The organism is Candidatus Hydrogenedentota bacterium (assembly GCA_018005585.1).
GTDB lineage: Bacteria > Hydrogenedentota > Hydrogenedentia > Hydrogenedentales > JAGMZX01 > JAGMZX01.
Map to the genome: position 1 here is coordinate 10,173 of JAGMZX010000076.1, position 16,648 is coordinate 26,820.

The 16,648-nt window shown below is 65.0% G+C and carries 13 protein-coding genes; 3 read left to right on the forward strand and 10 right to left on the reverse strand.

The features are described from left to right. A partial coding sequence (locus KA184_13640; protein MBP8130616.1) for an ABC transporter ATP-binding protein occupies positions 1 to 665 on the reverse strand: 665 nt, incomplete at its 3' end. Positions 666 to 717: 52 nt separating this feature from the next. Then, positions 718 to 1,719, reverse strand: coding sequence for an ABC transporter ATP-binding protein (locus KA184_13645; GenBank protein MBP8130617.1), 1,002 nt, complete (start codon positions 1,717 to 1,719; stop codon positions 718 to 720). Positions 1,720 to 1,930: 211 nt separating this feature from the next. On the opposite strand from KA184_13645, the gene KA184_13650 reads away from it, so the two are divergent. Then, on the forward strand, positions 1,931 to 3,994 hold the full coding sequence (locus KA184_13650) for a DUF4965 domain-containing protein (GenBank protein ID MBP8130618.1): 2,064 nt from the start codon (positions 1,931 to 1,933) through the stop codon (positions 3,992 to 3,994). Between the two features lie 142 nt (positions 3,995 to 4,136). Here KA184_13650 and KA184_13655 read toward each other — a convergent pair whose 3' ends face one another. From KA184_13655 to metF, 8 genes are all read right to left on the reverse strand, one after another. Continuing rightward, a complete protein-coding gene (locus KA184_13655) occupies positions 4,137 to 5,021 on the reverse strand; it encodes a hypothetical protein (GenBank protein ID MBP8130619.1) in 885 nt (294 codons plus the stop codon). Beyond that, the gene (locus KA184_13660; protein ID MBP8130620.1) at positions 4,993 to 6,186 is read right to left on the reverse strand and encodes a glutathionylspermidine synthase family protein; all 1,194 of its coding nucleotides are present in this window, start codon (positions 6,184 to 6,186) and stop codon (positions 4,993 to 4,995) included. The genes KA184_13655 and KA184_13660 overlap by 29 nt, the downstream gene beginning before the upstream one ends. Positions 6,187 to 6,188: 2 nt before the next feature. Beyond that, complete coding sequence (locus KA184_13665) at positions 6,189 to 7,043, reverse strand: hypothetical protein (GenBank protein ID MBP8130621.1); 855 nt, start codon at positions 7,041 to 7,043, stop codon at positions 6,189 to 6,191. Positions 7,044 to 7,417: 374 nt separating this feature from the next. After that, positions 7,418 to 8,920, reverse strand: a complete 1,503-nt coding sequence (locus tag KA184_13670) for an amidophosphoribosyltransferase (GenBank protein MBP8130622.1) — start codon at positions 8,918 to 8,920, stop codon at positions 7,418 to 7,420. A 2-nt stretch (positions 8,921 to 8,922) separates the two neighbouring features. Beyond that, the gene (locus KA184_13675) at positions 8,923 to 9,816 is read right to left on the reverse strand and encodes a phosphoribosylaminoimidazolesuccinocarboxamide synthase (GenBank protein MBP8130623.1); all 894 of its coding nucleotides are present in this window, start codon (positions 9,814 to 9,816) and stop codon (positions 8,923 to 8,925) included. Continuing rightward, on the reverse strand, positions 9,813 to 11,111 hold the full coding sequence (locus KA184_13680; protein ID MBP8130624.1) for a 6-phospho-beta-glucosidase: 1,299 nt from the start codon (positions 11,109 to 11,111) through the stop codon (positions 9,813 to 9,815). The genes KA184_13675 and KA184_13680 overlap by 4 nt, the downstream gene beginning before the upstream one ends. 153 nt (positions 11,112 to 11,264) lie before the next feature. Continuing rightward, a complete protein-coding gene (locus KA184_13685; protein MBP8130625.1) occupies positions 11,265 to 13,160 on the reverse strand; it encodes a DUF4914 family protein in 1,896 nt (631 codons plus the stop codon). Between the two features lie 10 nt (positions 13,161 to 13,170). After that, positions 13,171 to 14,058, reverse strand: a complete 888-nt coding sequence (gene metF, locus KA184_13690; GenBank protein MBP8130626.1) for a methylenetetrahydrofolate reductase [NAD(P)H] — start codon at positions 14,056 to 14,058, stop codon at positions 13,171 to 13,173. 185 nt (positions 14,059 to 14,243) lie between these two features. Here metF and KA184_13695 point away from each other — a divergent pair, with 185 nt between their 5' ends. Together KA184_13695 and KA184_13700 are read left to right on the forward strand one after the other, a co-directional pair. Beyond that, the gene (locus KA184_13695) at positions 14,244 to 15,206 is read left to right on the forward strand and encodes a hypothetical protein (protein ID MBP8130627.1); all 963 of its coding nucleotides are present in this window, start codon (positions 14,244 to 14,246) and stop codon (positions 15,204 to 15,206) included. 384 nt (positions 15,207 to 15,590) lie between these two features. Then, complete coding sequence (locus KA184_13700; protein MBP8130628.1) at positions 15,591 to 16,583, forward strand: DUF1559 domain-containing protein; 993 nt, start codon at positions 15,591 to 15,593, stop codon at positions 16,581 to 16,583. Positions 16,584 to 16,648: the final 65 nt, after the last annotated feature.

Sequence of the window (16,648 nt, forward strand, 5' to 3'; positions counted from 1 at the left end):
ATGTGCCGGACCACGCTCAGGTCGTGGCCGATGAACAGATAGGTAAGCCCGAACCGGGCCTGCAGGTCTTCGAGCAGGTTCAAGATCTGCGCCTGGACCGAGACATCGAGCGCCGAGACCGGCTCGTCCGCGACGATGAGGTCCGGCTCGACCGCCAGCGCGCGCGCGATACCCAGGCGCTGCCGCTGCCCGCCGCTGAACTCGTGGGGATACCGGTGCGCCGCCTCCGGCGACAGGCCGACCAGCCCGAGCAGTTCGTCGACCCGCTCGCGGCACGCCGCGCCCCGGCGCAACCCGTGCGCGCGCAGCGCCTCCGACAACACCGAATACACCGTCATCCGCGGATTCAGCGAGCCGAACGGGTCCTGGAAAATGATCTGGATGCGCTTGCGCAGCCGCCGCAACGCGCGCCGGTTCAGTTGCGTCACGTCGTTTCCGTCGAATACGACGCGCCCGGCCGTCGGCTCGATCAGCCGCAGGATGCACCGGCCCGCCGTTGTCTTGCCGCTGCCGCTCTCGCCGACGAGGCTGAGCGTCCTGCCGCACGGAATGCCGAAACTGATCCCGTCCACGGCGCGCACCTGCGCCGCAACGCGCGAAAACACCCCCTTCCGCACCGGGAAGTGCTTCACCAGGCCCTCGACTGTCAATAACTCGTTTGCCATGGTCTCTACGGTCCCGTCCGACTCGTCCGGCCTTTCCCGCCGCTTCGGCAGGTCACTCCCGTCTAGCGGATCCTTCCTCCTTGTGCAGCCAGCAGGCACTACTGTGCTGCCCGGCGACTTCGAACAAAGGCGGCTCCTGTTCGCGGCAGACGGGCATGGCGTGCGCACAGCGAGGATGGAACCGGCAGCCCGCGGGGAAGTCCGTGGCGGCGGGCACCGTGCCCGGAATGGTGTGCAGCCGCTTGTGCGGCTCCTGCATGCTCGGCAGCGACTGGAACAATCCCTGCGTATAGGGGTGCCGCGGCGCGCGGACCAGTTCCTCGACGCGCGCCGCTTGCTCAACCTTCTTGCCCGCATACATGACGACGACCTCGTGCGCCATCTCGGCGACAATGCCAAGGTCGTGCGTGATGAGCAGGATCGACATGCCGAGGTCCGCCTGAAGCTGGCGGAGCAGATCAAGAATCTGCGCCTGGATCGTCACGTCGAGCGCGGTGGTCGGCTCGTCCGCGATGAGCAGTTTCGGGCCGCACGCGAGCGCCATGGCGATCATGACGCGCTGCAGCATGCCGCCCGACATCTCGTGCGGGAAATCGTCGATGCGCTGTTCCGCGGCGGGGATGCCCACGCGCTGTATCAGCGCAAGCGCGCGGCGGCGCGCCTCCTCCTTATCCAGTCCTTCGTGCAGACGCAGCACGGCCCCAATCTGAGCGCCGACGCGGAATACGGGGTTCATCGACGTCATCGGCTCCTGGAACACCATCGAGATCGCGCTGCCGCGCAGCAGGCGCATTTCGGGTTCGGGCAGCGTGAGCAGGTCGCGGCCCTCGAACAGCACCTGGCCGCCCTCGATACGGCCCGGCGGCGCCGGAATCAGCCGGAGAATGGACATGGCCGTGACGCTCTTGCCGCAGCCGCTCTCGCCCACGAGCGCGAGCGTCTTGCCCGCGGGGACGTCGAACGACACGTCGTCCACGGCCTTGGCGACGCCCTGGTCGGTGTGAAAATAGGTCCGTAAATTGCGGACGCTCACTATCGGCCCGTTCTGGATCATTCCGCGCGACTCATGGCTGGATACTTCAGCAAAATACTTGCCGGGGCGCGGCTATAGTACCTTTTCCGCATGGACACACCCAAACAGCGCGGGTGACTGCCGCGACCCGGCGTGCCAAAATATGGTCCAAGCCTTGATCCGGGCGCTTGCCCCGTTCAGAATGAGCCGGACCTTGGCCGCGTGTTCGCGCGGTTTCCGGGAGGAGGTATCCATGCGTGTGGCGATGCTTGCTGTTTCGATATTGACGGCGGTTTCCACCGCCGCGGCGCAGGACGATTCCCTGCTGTCGTTCCGCGCGCCCGCGTTCCCGCTCGTGGCCCATGACCCCTATTTCAACGTGTGGTCGCAGGCGGACCGGCTCACGGACGCGTGGCCAACGCATTGGACGGGCGCGACGATGGCCCTGTGCGGCCTCGCGCGCATCGACAGCAAGACGTACCGTTTCGCGGGCATGGGCGTCGCCGACACGGCGGCCATGCAGCAGACGGGCGTCGAAGTCTGGCCCACCCGGACCGTCTACCATTTTCAGCAGGACGGCGTCGCGCTGACGGTCTCTTTCCTTTCGCCGCTGCTGCCGGACGACCTCGACCTCGTCAGCCGCCCGGTTACCTACGTAATATTCGAGACGCGCGCCACCGACGGCAAACCGCATGAGGTCTCGCTCTACTTCGACGCATCGGGCGAATGGGCCGTGAACAAGCCCTCGCAGGAGGTGGTGTGGTCCCGATTCCGCTTCGGCGGCCTCGACGCGATGCGCATCGGCACCGAAGAACAGCCCGTGCTCGCGCATGCGGGCGACGACCGCCGCATCGACTGGGGTTATTTCTTTCTGTCCGCACCCGTGATGGAAGGGCAGACCGCCGTGATAGCGCCGGACACCGTGGCGCGCGGCGGGTTCGTCAAGCGTGGCGCGCTGCCCGCAACGGACGACGGCGAGATGCCGCGGCCCGTGGACCAGGCGTGGCCGGTCCTGGCGGTCCAGTACGACCTGGGCGCGGTCAGCGATCAGCCCGTCGCGCGGCGTGTCCTGCTGGCTTACGAAGACGTCTATTCGATTGAATTGTTCGGACAGAGGCTGCGCCCCTACTGGCAGCGCAACGGCATGGAATTCAGCGCGCTGCTGACCGCGGCGGAAGAGCAATACGTGGACCTCGCCGCGCGCTGCCGCGCTTTCGATCAGCAGGTGGTCGGCGAGATGCGCCGCATCGGCGGCGACCAGCACGCCGCTCTCTGTTCGCTCGCGTATCGCACCGCGCTCGCCGCGCAGAAGCTGGCCGCGGGCGCCGGCGGCGAGCCGCTCATGTTCCCCAAGGAAAATCACAGCAACGGCTGCATCGCCACCGTGGACGTGATCTACCCCGCCGCGCCGATCTACCTGTATTTCAACACCGCGATGCTCAAGGCGCAGTTGAAGCCCGTGCTCGACTACGCGGCGTCCGAGCGGTGGCCGTGGCCGTTCGCGCCGCACGACCTCGGCACGTATCCCCTCGCCAACGGACAAGTTTACGGCGGCGGCGAGAAGACGAAAGAGAACCAGATGCCGGTCGAAGAGAGCGCGAACATGCTGATCCTGCTCGCCGCGATGGCGAGGATCGACGGCAACGCGGAATTCGCGGCGGCGTGGTGGCCGGTCATCACGAAATGGGCAGAGTACCTGCGCGAGAAGGGCCTGGACCCAGAGAACCAGCTTTGCACCGACGATTTCGCGGGGCATCTCGCGCACAACGCGAACCTGAGCGTCAAGGCCATCCTCGCGCTCGGCGGTTACGGCATGCTGTGCGAGATGACGGGCCGCGCGGACGACGCGCAGACCTATCGCGCGCTCGCCGCGGATATGGCCCGGCAGTGGCTCACAATGGCGGACGACGGCGACCATTACCGGCTCGCGTTCGACAAGCCCGGCACCTGGAGCCAGAAATACAACCTCGTCTGGGACCGCATGCTCGGCCTGAACCTGTTCCCCGCCGACGCAGCCCGCAAGGAAGTGGCGTACTACCTGCGCGTGCAAAACCCCTACGGTATGCCGCTCGACAACCGCAAGGACTACACCAAGCTCGACTGGACCTTCTGGTCGGCGACACTCGCCGAATCGCGCGCGGATTTCGAGGCGATCATCGCGCCCGCGTTCAGGTTCCTGGTGGAAACGCCGGACCGCGTCCCGCTCACCGACTGGTACGATACGAAAACGGCCAAGCGCGTCGGCTTCACCGGCCGCCCCGTCATCGGCGGCTTGTTTATCAAGGCCTTGGCGGAGAAAATGACCGCCGCGCCGTAACCGTGGCCCTTTGGACCGCGACGGCTTGCTGTCGCTTTCGGGGGCGCAAGCTTGCTTGCTCTTCTTCCGCCTATACGCGGAAGGACATGCAGATGGCGGCGTGTTATGTCGCCCGCCAAGCCGCGCGCGCACTTGCCGTTGTTCACCCGCCAGACGAGGGATGCGGCACGGGCGCGCCGAACCCGCCCGCTGAGGACCGGAAGAAACCGGTGGTCTTGAAGGACGGTTCGGGCAAATGCATGGGTTCGGGGCCCTGCAGTTGGCCATCCTCCGTGGCGACGGCCTGGCCCACGTACAAGCCGTCTTTGCCGTAGGCATGCAAATGGACGCCGAGGTCGGCCCGCAGAGCGCCGCTGGAGGAGGAGGCGTAGATCACTTTCGTAATGCCGCGCGCGCGCAGGAAGTTCGGGCCGGGCATGATGGAATCTTCGATGTAATACCGGTTGTCGAATTCCCCGGGCTTGCCGGCGCGCCCGCCGAGCCGGCCGGCGTCGCACAGCCAGGCCACCGGCGCGGGCGTGGGGAAGGCGCTGCGTTCCGCGGCGAGCCACGATGCGTAGCGCAACAGCACGGCCAATGTCTCCTCGGGACGAATCACGCCTTGAGGATGAGGCCAGTTGTTGAACGTGCAGACGAGGTCGCAGCCCGCCACGCCAAGCGCCGCGCCGAGCGCCGCCGACTGGGGGCCGGGCAGGTCGACCACGAGCATGGTCGCGCTGTCGACCCACTCCGGCATGCGGAATGCCTGCACGGGCCAGGGATCGGCGCCACAGGGGCCCACGGACTCCCGGTCCAGGTAGTCGAGCGACACGAAGAGCGTGAGGCAATGGAACGGGGTCCACGGCCCGTGCGCGTGGGGCCCCCACACGCGCGACAACGCGCGCGCGTCGAGGAAGTTGCGCCAGTCTCCGGTGCCGCGCGCATCCTGTATGCTGGGGCGCCCGACTACGACCTTGGTCCTTCCGCGCAGAAACGGGAACCGGACGCGGCCAATCATTTCAAGGAGTTTTGACAGCGGTGACCACATAGTAGGCCTCGTGAGTGGTAAAGCCGAGTTCATCCGCCCGGCTGTAGTAACCTGCGAACGATCCTGCGATCAAATACACGCCAAGAGCGGGAAACAGGCGGCGCGTGCCGTCCGGCACCGAGACCGGCGTAAACGCGCGTTGCGCGATGTGCGCAGCGGGAGTCCTGGCCGCTTCCGTCACGGCCTGCTCCCACGCGTTGGGCGGGCACAGCCGGCCGATGGTCACGGCGTCGCCCATGCGCCCGTAGAGTCTCTTCAGCACCCACTCCTCGCGCTGGGACACGTATTCGGCCGCGCGGTCCGCGCGGAAGTACTCCGTGTGCGGCGTGTGCCGGTTCATCAGGTCCGTGTCTTCCGGACCGAGCAGCGCTTCCTCGCGCCAGAGCGCGTAGAGGCCCTTGCTCTGCCGCACCAGCCGCGACAGCGGGTTGATGACGGGGATTTTCGCCACGGCCCGGCGCCAATCCCGGAGATTCTCCAGGTATCCGTACCATTCGCCCGGGAAGAAACGGATGATGTAATCTACCGCCTTTCCGAGAAGCCGCGGATGCCCGAAACGGCCGCAGGCAAGATGGCTGGGCGACGCAAGCACGGGCTCGATGCCCCGCTCCCGCAGCAAGGCGGCCAGAATAAGGACATGCTGCAAGTCCTCCGAGTATCCCGTGGCGTACACCAGCCCGGCGCGCCCGCCCGGCGGCAGCATGTCCACGAACGCACGCGCAAAATCGCCCGGCACCGTCGCGCCGGGAAGCAGCCCCGCGAACAGGGCCCTGCCTGCAATGGATTCGTTGAACCCGCCGGGCGCGTCTTCATTGAACTCCGGCGCCATCCAACCCGACGCGGTCGGTATGAGGTCATAGCGCGACATGCCGCGCGGGTGCGGGGTCTCGGCGCGCATGACCTCCTGCACCGGCGCGGAGATGCCGAGCCGGTCCATCAGGCGCGGCTCATTGAGGATGCTCGCCTCCAGTTTCCCCAGCACGTTGTGGATGCCGGTGCAGCACGCGACCGCGTCTTCGTGCTCGGCGGGCGTCAGCACCAGAGCTTCGGGCAAGATGCGCAGCGTGCCGCCCACGTAGGCATCCCACTTGTGATAGCGGAACCGCATCTCCTCGATGAGCGCCTCGAATTGACCGGGCTCCACGGCCAGGGCTTGGATACGCACCGTCACCCTCCCATGTATAACTGGTCAATCATCCGGTTCAGGCCCCAGGCCACCACGGCGAGCCCGATGTACACGGCCCGCTCGACAACGCGCAACGCGGCCGTCCGCGGCGCGGAACGGCCCATGAAGAGGAGTACCTCGTGCCCCACGAGCATCAGCGCGATCGTGCCGGTGTCCAGGATGCCGTGGCGCCAGCCCCAGAAATCACCCGCCACGCCTTCAAGGATCAAGGTGGAAGCGCTCACCACGTAGATGGCAACGCTCCACGCAAGGGCGCTGTCGCGTTCCTGGCAGAGTTGCTGCCGGAACCGGCCCGGCTCGCGCCAGATGTAGAGCGCCGTCGCGACTACCAGCGTGCCCCAGCCCAGCAGGAAGAAGCCCACGGGAATCCACCAGCCGCCTTCGGCGTCGCTCAGCGGGTCCGCCTCGCCCCACAGGCTGCCGCCGAACACAATGCCCGTCGCGAGCGTGAACCCGGCGATGAATTGCGCCCCCGCCACGTTCCTGCGCTCGTAAACGTCGCCGCCCAGCCGTACCCCGAACATCTGTGCGCCGACCTGGCCAAAAACCTTGACGGCCGCGTAGGCCATCACGATATAGAAGGTGACGTAAATGCCCTTGATGCTCGGGTCTCCATAGTAATGAATCACGAGCGCCGTCCATATGAGGGACGCGGCCACCGCCAGCCGCATGAGGCCAATGCCGGGGTGCCGTTCCGTGTACTGGCGCGGATACGACGACACGCGCGTCTGGTGCAAGCCTGCGAGAACCAGCACCCCGCATACCACCAGGACGAAGATCTCGTCATCGCTCATCCCGGCATAGCCGGACAGAAACCGATCCGCCAACCGGTCCATAACATGCCTCCCTCGGGCAACATCGCGCCACGGAAACACCCCGCGCAGCGCCGGCGTTTCAGCCCCCTGCGCCAGCAGAGTATGCGAAATTCCCTTCCCCGGGGTCAATTCTCGGAGGGCCCCCTCGGGAGACGCGTTGGTGCGCTGGCGCGGCGCGCCTTCAGATGCGTCATTCTCCCCGGGGACTGCCCCTGCAGGTCATCCACGGCGCGGACCTCTTGCGCGGCTCGGGAAGTGACAACGAGCGGTAGGCAGGCCTCAGGAGTTGCGGCGGCCGCCGGCTTCCGAGGAGTTCCAGGCGCCTCTTTCCGCGTGGAAGATGTGCGCGGAGATCTCGGGTACCTGCGCGTGAACTACGAACAACGGCGTCGCGGTCACAGCCCGAGCAGTTCGGTGCTGTGGTCGACGTGGCGCGGCATGGGCGCGTGGCTCTCGAAGTCATCCGGAGTGGGCGTGGGATACTCGTTGTCGAAGCAGGCGAGGCAGAAGTGGTCCTTGGGGCAGCCCGTCGCTTCGAGCAGGGCCTCCACGGGCAGATAGGCCAACGAATCGACTCCAAGAAACTCGCGGATTTCCTCTACGCTCATGTTATGCGCGATAAGCTTGGTGCGGTTGGGTGTATCGATGCCGTAGTAGCAGGAGTTGATGATCTTCGGCGAAGCGACGCGGAAGTGCACCTCGCGCGCGCCGCAGCGCCGCAGCAGATTAATGATCTTGCGGGCCGTCGTGCCGCGCACGATGCTGTCGTCGATGAGCACGATGCGCTTGCCGCCGACGGCTTCGCGCGCGGGGTTGAGCTTGATCTTCACGCCGAAGTCACGGATGCCCTGATCCGGCTCGATGAACGTCCGGCCCACGTAATGGTTGCGGATGAAACCCATGTCGAACGGCAGCCCGGACTCGTGGGCGTAGCCCAGCGCCGCGGGGTTGGACGAGTCGGGCACTGCCATGACGAGGTCCGCTTCGACGGGCGCAACGCGCGCCAGGTAACGCCCGAGATTCTTCCGCACGGTGTCGACGCTCTTGCCAAAGATGAAACTGTCGGGCCGCGCCACGTAGATGAATTCGAAAATGCATTGCCGTATGGGCTCTGCCGGGAACGGTTTGCGGGAGTGCAGCCCGTCCTTCGACAAGGTGATCGCCTCGCCGGGCTCGACCTCGCGCACCCATTCGGCGTCGATGATGTCGAGCGCGCAGGTCTCGCTGGCCACCACATACGCGTCGTTGAGCCGGCCGATCCACAGCGGCCGGAAACCGAAGGGGTCGCGGGCGGCCACGATTTCCTCGCCGTTGATGACGAGCACGGAGAACGCGCCCTGCACTCGCTGAAGCGCGTCGATGACCGTGTCGGTAAACGATTCTTCGGAGGATCGGGAGATCAGGTGGAGAATGACTTCGCTGTCGGTGGTGGACTGGAAAATAGCGCCGATCTCTTCGAGACCGTCGCGCAGATGCTGGGCATTGACCAGGTTGCCGTTGTGCGCGACCGCCATGGCGCCGCGCGCATAGTCAACGACGAGCGGCTGCACGTTTTTCAGATTGTTCGAGCCGAAGGTCGAGTACCGGACGTGGCCGATGCCGTGCGTGCCGCGCACGCGCGCGAGCTTGTGCCGCCTGAACACGTCTGAAACCAGGCCGAGGCCGCGGTGGGCAGTCAGGACGCCTTCGTCGGAGCAGACAATGCCCGCGCCTTCCTGGCCCCGGTGCTGGAGCGCGTACAGGCCCAAATAGATGAGGTTCGGCGCCTCGGCATGGCCATGAACCGCAAAGATGCCGCATTCGTCGTGCAGATGGTCGTCCGCCTCTTCCGGCACGCAGCGATGCCGGTATACGGGCGGCAAACGCCGCGTCCTATGGGCCGCGCGCGGGTCGAGCATCGTCAGAGTTCCCTCTTCCCCGTTAACAAGGTAAACGCTTCCAGGTATTTCGCGCGGGTCTTCGCGACAATATCTTCGGGCAACGACGGCTGGGGCGAGTTCTTGTCCCAGCCCGTCGTTTCCAGGTAGTCGCGCACGAATTGCTTGTCGAAACTGGGCGGATTGCGCCCGGGCGCGTACTGGCTGGCCGGCCAGAAGCGCGACGAGTCCGGCGTGAGGATTTCGTCGGCCAGGACCAGCGCGCCGCCGGCCACGCCGAACTCGAGCTTGGTGTCGCACAGAATGATCCCGCGCGCGGCGGCGATATCGCGAGCGCGGCGGTATACGGCGATGGCGGCGGCGCTTGCGCGTTCGTTCCATTCGCGGCCAATGATTTCCCCGGCCTGCCCGGGCGAAATGTTGATGTCGTGGCCGTCGGTGGCCTTGGTCGCGGGCGTGTAGATAGGCTCTTCGAGACGGTCGGCCTCGCGCAGCCCCCCGGGCAGCCGGATGCCGCAGACCGCGCCATGTTGTTTGTATTCCTTCCAGCCGCTGCCCGCCAGATACCCGCGCACGACGAATTCAACCGGGAACATCTGGCATTTGCGCACGAGCATCGAGCGCCCGGCCAACTGGGCCGCATAGGGCTGAAACTGGGCCGGAAAATCGGCCACCTGTGCCGAGATCAGGTGATTCGGCACGATATCGGCCACTTGCTCAAACCACCACAGCGAAAGCTGCGTGAGGATACGGCCCTTGTCCGGAATGGGCACGGGGTTTACCCAGTCGAAAGCGGAAAGGCGGTCCGTCGCGACGATCAGGAGCCGGTCGCCAAGGTCGAAGATATCGCGCACCTTTCCCCGCGCATTCGCCTTGAGGCCCGGAAAACTCGTTTCGTACAACGCAGTCGTGTTCATGGGGTCCCCCTTCCATAGAAGGTTTCCTGCAAGTACGCTTTGTTCGTTTCGAGTACGTCTTCGAGCAGAGCGCGGCAGCCCGTCGCGTTCGGCATGAGCGGATGCGCCAGCAGCGCCTGGTACGCCGTTTCGCGGTCGCCGGTCACCGCCGCCTCGACCGTCAGCGTCTCATAAGCCTTGACCTGCTGCATCAGCCCGCGGATTACCGGCTCCGGCGCGGCCTGCGGGATGGCCGCCGCCCCCGAATTCGTGATGATCGCGGATACTTCGACGGAGGCATCGTCGTCAAAGGACGGCACGGCGCCCTTGTTGCGGCAACAGACGATTTGCCGGTTGCCCAGGTTGTTCTCGACGGCCTCGAGCAGGTTGAACGCGGCGGTCGAATAGTGTGCGCCGCCGCGCTTGCTCAGTTCCGGCGGCTTCTCCCGCGTCCGCGGGTCCTGATACCTGGCAAAGAGCGCCTTCTCAATCTCGACGACCTCTTCTCCGCGGGTCTTGGGCTTCGCCTGCAAGGTGCGCAGGACCGTGTCCGTCGAGTAGTAATATTGCAGGTAGTAATTGCAGAACATGCCGAGGCTCTTCATGGCGGCGATCATGTTCTCGCGCGTGTCTTCTTCTTCCCATTCGTCCCGGGCGTGCTCGAAGAACTTCTCGAGCACGGCCTGGGTGATGTCTTCTCCGCGGCGCGCGAACCGGCGCACCCATGAGAGGTGGTTCAGCCCGACGTAGTCGAGTTCGTAGTCGTCCCATGCGCCGCCGAGATGCTTCACGATGTCCATGATCATGCCGATGGGCACATTGCACAGGCCGACGGTGCGAATCGCGCTGTGCCGCAGCACCGCTTCCGTGTTAATGCCCGCGGGATTCGTGAAATTGACCAGGAACCCGTTCGGCGCAAGCGATTCCATGACGCGGGCGATGTCCAGAATACGCGGGATCGTGCGCAACGCGCAGGCGAAGCCGCCCACGCCCGTCGTTTCCTGGCCGATCAGGCCGTGGCGCAGGCCGAGTTTCTCGTCGGCGATGCGCGCCTGCATGCCGCCGACGCGGATTTGCGTGACGACGTAGCGCGCGCCGCGCACGGCCTCGCGAAGGTCCGTCGTTACCCGGATGCCGATGCCGACGCCGTGCGCTTCGGCCATGCGCCGCGCAAACGCGGCGTTGATGCCAAGCCGCTGCACGTCGAGGTCCATCAGCCAGACTTCCGAAACAGGGATGCGTTCGAGCCGCAGGAAAAGCCCGTCCAGAAGTTCGGGCGTATAGGAACTGCCGCCGCCGATGACTGTTAATTTCATATGGGCTTCCCGAGACGCAGGAGGTCTTCGAGCACAATTGTAACCTGTTACAGAACAATGAGTTACAGAAATACCGGCTTCCGCATGCTGTGGGCTATATCATAACGTGACGCACGGCGTAATTCAATGTGCGGCGCGGATAGCGCGTGGCGCTCAGTCCCGGTCTTCGACCAGCGACGCGGCCTCTATCAGGCCGAGATAGTGGTCTAAAGTGCCATCGTCAAGGCAGCATTCGATGATGCGGCGGCCCAGCGGCATCAGGTCCACTTCCAGATAGGCGCGCAGTTGCTCGTGGAAGAATTCGCGGAGGATGCCCGCGCCGCGGTCATAGGCCGCTTCGCCAACCTCCGGCTGTGTCTCCACCTGCAGCATCCAATGTTCGAGCGTGTGGCCTTCGACCATGACCGTATCGAGCGCGTAACCCAGGAGCGGACATCGCGCGGGGACCACCTGTTTCGGTGTAAACCAGGCCCCGCCGCGCCGCGCCAGGTATTCACGCGCGACCCACTGCGGCATGAACCCGACGTGCCACGCGCCAATGTACTGGTTCGGGCACAGGATGTACCGCACCTCGGGTGTGCTCAGGATCTGGTCGAGCAACAGGTTCGCCTGCTCGACGCGGCGCCCGGTGGCGAAGGGCCAATAGGAGCCTACCCCCTCGGAACTCATGCCCTCGGAATCAACGATACTCGGGTTATCGTGGCCGCGCGGCGCTACCAGCCGCCACAGCCACGCCAGCGCGGGCGGCAGCACGTGGAACAGGCCAAGAATGCCATAGGAAGGCGCGGCAGCGGTGCATGGCGGCGTGCGCACGCCGAAACTCCGTATGTCCACGCGCACGGGTCCGCTGACCACATCCGGAACGGCCTGACGCGGCAGGACCACGCGCGGATTGGGGCAGCGCTGACCCGGCTTGTCTTCAATGTGGTCCCAGATCAGCGCCGTCCCCCCTGGCGCCACGTCGATATTCAGGAAGAGCAGGGGATATTTCGAATGGACGGTGACTGCTTCCAGATGCGGGTCAATGCCATAGTGCGTGATGTGGTTGGTGCGGACAAACCAGGCGTCTTCCGCGTCCATCAGCGCCAGCTTGCCGTCGCCGCGGTCGAGCGACGGGTGGCACAGCGCCATGTCGTCCGTGACGGGCCTCAGGTCGCACGCGCGCGGCAGGACCAGGTGGCGCTTTTCGCCCGTAACGGTGTTGACGCCGAGCAGGAGCCGCCCGTCGGTTTCGCGGTGAATGTGTTCGAGCATTTCGCTCTTGCCGCCGCCGCTGGCCCCTTCATGCATGATCGTGACCTGGTTGTCGTACGGCGTCACGACGCGCACCGTCGAGCAGTGCGCGGTGATCCAGTCCTCCTCCTCGCCCAAATGGATAAGCACGCCGTAGACGCCTTTTTTCGCGCTCGGGCCCGGATACAGGTTGTAGCTGAACAGTTCGTAGAGACTGCGCGTACGGTTGTGCACGACGACCTGTCTGCCGCCGAAGTGCGTATGCCGGAACGGCGGCGCGACATAGATCACCGACTTCGGCGAGAACCGCTCGGGCGGTTCCGCCAGTATCCCCTGGAGCAGCGCCAGGCCGAACGCGAAAAAGCCCGCGTTCGCGGGCGCGATGACCATCGAATCCACGCCCTTGCCGGGCGCGCCCGCCACGAAGAATAAGACGGCCAGTTCCTGGGTTTTCAACCACGCAAAGGTCTCTTCGCGAACTGCGCCGAAGTCCCTCTGAAACCGCTCCTGGAAACGCGGCTTGTCCGTCGGCGACGCATCCGCGACGAAGAGGCAATCCGGGTCGCGGCGGCGCATGTACGGCTCGGGGTAGTTCGCGGCGATACCGTTGCGGGCGCGGCACACGCGCGCCTCGACGGCCCGGCCCTTCCCAGGCACGTCATAGGCAACCTCATGCCAGCCGTTGACCGCGTCGCGACAGGCCAGGTCCGCGAGTTGCTCCACGCTGCCCGCCAGATGGTATCCCGGGCACGCGGCCAGCACCTCCGCCGCTTCGAGGGGCACGCTGCACCGCACAGGTTCAAACCAGGTGGTCATCCGTTGCTCCTTACCCGCGCGGAGACAGGGTCAAGGCTCGGCAGATAAACGCCGCGGCGCGGGATTTGTTCAGCACGTAAAAATGCACACCCGGCACGCCGTGTTGCACCAGTTCCTCAACTTGGCGCGCCGCGTAGTACACGCCGACCAGGAACTGGCCCTCCTCGTCCGGGTGCGCTTCCAGGCGTTCGATGAGCTTTGGCGTGAGCGAGGCGCCGCACATCGACGTGATGCGCTTGACCTGCGCCAGGCTCGTCACGGGCAGGATGCCCGGCACCACCGGCACGTGGATTCCGTCGCGCTCGCAGCGGTCCTGGAAACGGTAGAAATCGTCGTTGTCGTAGAACAGCTGCGAAATGACCGCGTCCGCGCCCGCGTCCACCTTCTTCTTGAGATATTCGAGGTCCGCTGCGCGGCTGGGTGATTCCGGGTGCATCTCGGGATAACCCGCCACGGCTACGCTGAACACCGGAAATTCACCGCGAATCAGGCGTACAAGCTCTTCCGCGTGTTGCAGGCCGTTGGGATGCGGCTGAAACGTGCGGTCGCCCCCGGGCGGGTCGCCGCGCAAGGCGACGATGTAGGGGATGCCGAGTTCCTGCGCCCGCAGCAAATACGCGCGCAGGCCATCGCGCGACGCGCCCACGCACGTGAGGTGCGTCGCGACCGGCAGCGCGGGATACTCCCGCATGACGCGGGCAAGCACTTGCAGGGTGCGGTCGCGCGTCGAACCGCCCGCGCCGTAGGTACACGTGATGAACGCCGGGTCGCAACCCGCGAGTTCCTTCAGGTGCTGAAACAGATTGTCCAGCCCTTCTTCCGTCTTGGGCGGAAAGAGTTCAAAGGACAGGGCCAGAGCCCGCCGCCGGTAAATCTCGGATAGTGTTAGATACGCCATGCCGTGTTTCGTCTCTGCCCCAATGCGCGCGTCATTGTAGTGGCCGAAACCGGCTTGCGCAACTGCATGGCGCGGTCGCGGGGCCGCGGCGGGTCCCGTTGCGCATCCCGGCGAAGTTTCACCGCGCCGCCGGTTTGTGTCATGATTCAGGGCAGGGTGTGCGTTCTACCATAGAACACCGCGCCATGGTACATTCCGATGGGTACAGGATGAAACCCGTTTCACCAGGCAGACCATATAGCCTCGCGCGCGCGGCAGCCACGCTGGCCGTTCTGGGCGCCGCGGCGGCCGTGTTCGCACAGGATTCGCCGCCGCACGGACCCGTTCCCTGGCTCGACTGGGTCGCCGAACGCATGGCCTTCGCCCTGACCGAGGCCGCACCCGCCGGAACGCCCGAACCCGATGAAACCGAGCCGCCGCCTTCGGGCGATACCGCCGCCGAATTGGCCCGGTTGAGCCATGAATTGCGTGAAGTGCGCTCCGAACTGCGCTATCTGCGGTCCACGCTGGACTATTACATCGAGGACGTCGTCGGCAAACTTCAGGACGAGAACGCGCAGCTGCGCGCGGAATTACAGCGTGTGTATGCCCTGCAGGCGTCCGCGCCGGACTCCGTATTCCCGGCCGTGCCCCGCCCGAGCGACGACCTCGTGGCCGAGGTGCTCGGCGAGACCGTCGAACGGATGCTCGACCGGGCCGGCGAACCGGCTCCGGGAACGGCAGGCTCCGGCGCCGCTCCAGACGCCGACGGCGCGGGGCAGACCCCGGATGACGCGGCTATCGCCGTCCCCGAACCGTTTTCTTATGAGGTCATTGCGGAATGGGGCCGCGAACCCGAAGACGACGCCGTGCTGCGCGGGGAGGCGTCCTCGCTGAAGGGAATGGTGTGCCTCGTGCCACGGCACAGCAACCGCGAGGACATCATTGCGCTCGGGCGCGACCTCCGGATGGAACTCGACGCGTACGATAACATCAACGTCGAGGTTTTCGATGAAGAACACGCCGCGCGCACCTTCGCCGAAACCAGCGTGTCCGCCGGACCCGAGCATCGCGTGCTCAGTATCTCGAAACACCAGGCCAGCGGACGCGACACCATCGTCTACTTCGAGAACGGTATCGCGAAGGAAGTCCCTGCGGATACCCCCTGAGCCCCCGGAAAACCGGAGTCAAAGCATCCTTCGTTTCCCTTGGCCTCGCGTGTGAGTTCGGCATCCCACCGCTCAGTGCCGTCTTGTGCTCGGGCTTTTTCCTTTTTATCGATATGTACCGGCCTTGATGACGCCCCAGAGTCGCGTTTTTCGCATATATCCTGTTTTGTGGAATGGCTATTGACGAAAACTGCGCTTTTATGGTACTTATGAAGTGTGAAGTTCGTAAACAGCTGGAGTGCCGTCAGGATGTCACTACGGCTGGAAGCGCCGTGCCTGTATCCGTGCGTTGTTCCCAGCACGGTCGAAGATTCCCCGCGCCCAGTCGCCCGCATCGTGCGGGCGCGGGCACATTCGCCATTGTCAGCAATAAGGAGACCGGGTATGAGAAACAGAGGCTTCACACTCATCGAACTGCTGGTGGTTATCGCGATCATTGGTATCCTGGCCGCCATTCTGCTTCCCGCGCTGGCGCGGGCCCGCGAGTCCGCGCGCCGGGCCAGTTGCCAGAACAATCTGAAAGAACTCGGGCTCGTATACAAGATGTATGCAAACGAGGACCCCGGCGAGCGATTCCCGACGAACAATGTGTACGGCTGCAAGCCTTGGGAAGACAATCCGCTTATCGGCGAATTGGACCCCGAGTTCATTGTCAACACTATCCAGGTTTATCCCGAGTACCTGAATGATCCCGGCATCACGCTGTGTCCTTCTGCTACGACGGGCAGCGACCCCGCGGTGGTCTATGACGAGGCCAATGACCTGGCACAGGTCTGGAACGGGACTTCCTTCGCGCCCACGGAGGGCGTGCCCAACACGCGTTTCTATCCCTGCGAGACGGACAGCGGCACGACCAGCTACCTCTATCTTGGCTGGGCGACCGTGCTTCCGGGTCTCACGAACAAGGATGTGCCCGGCGGCGTCGACGCCACAGGCGCGCTTACTTGGTTGCTGACCAACAACCCCAAGCTGGTTTCGGTTCTCTTTTCCGTGTTCAATGTTGTGTACGGACTCACGGACAACGTAACTCAGCCCAATAACCTCGCCGAAATCGATGCTCTCATTCGCAAGCTGGATGACGACATCCAGAACGCGGATGGCTTCGGAACGACCCTTTACCGGTTCCGCGAAGGCATCGAGCGGTTCCTGATTACGGACATCAATAACCCGGCGGCGGCGAGCAAGGCGCAAAGCACGCTTTGGGTGCAGTGTGACTGGGTGAGCGCCGACGTGGGACAGGAATTCAACCACGTGCCCGGCGGCTCGAATGTCCTGTACATGGACGGACATGTCGACTTCATTCGCTATCCCACCCTCTGGCCCGTGAACCGGACCATGGGCTGGATGCAGTCGGAGCCGTTCCAGGACCTGCTGTAACCGGCATTCCGCGGCGTAAAAATAACGGGCAGGGCGGCCGGTCTGGCGCAGATTGGCCGCCCCTG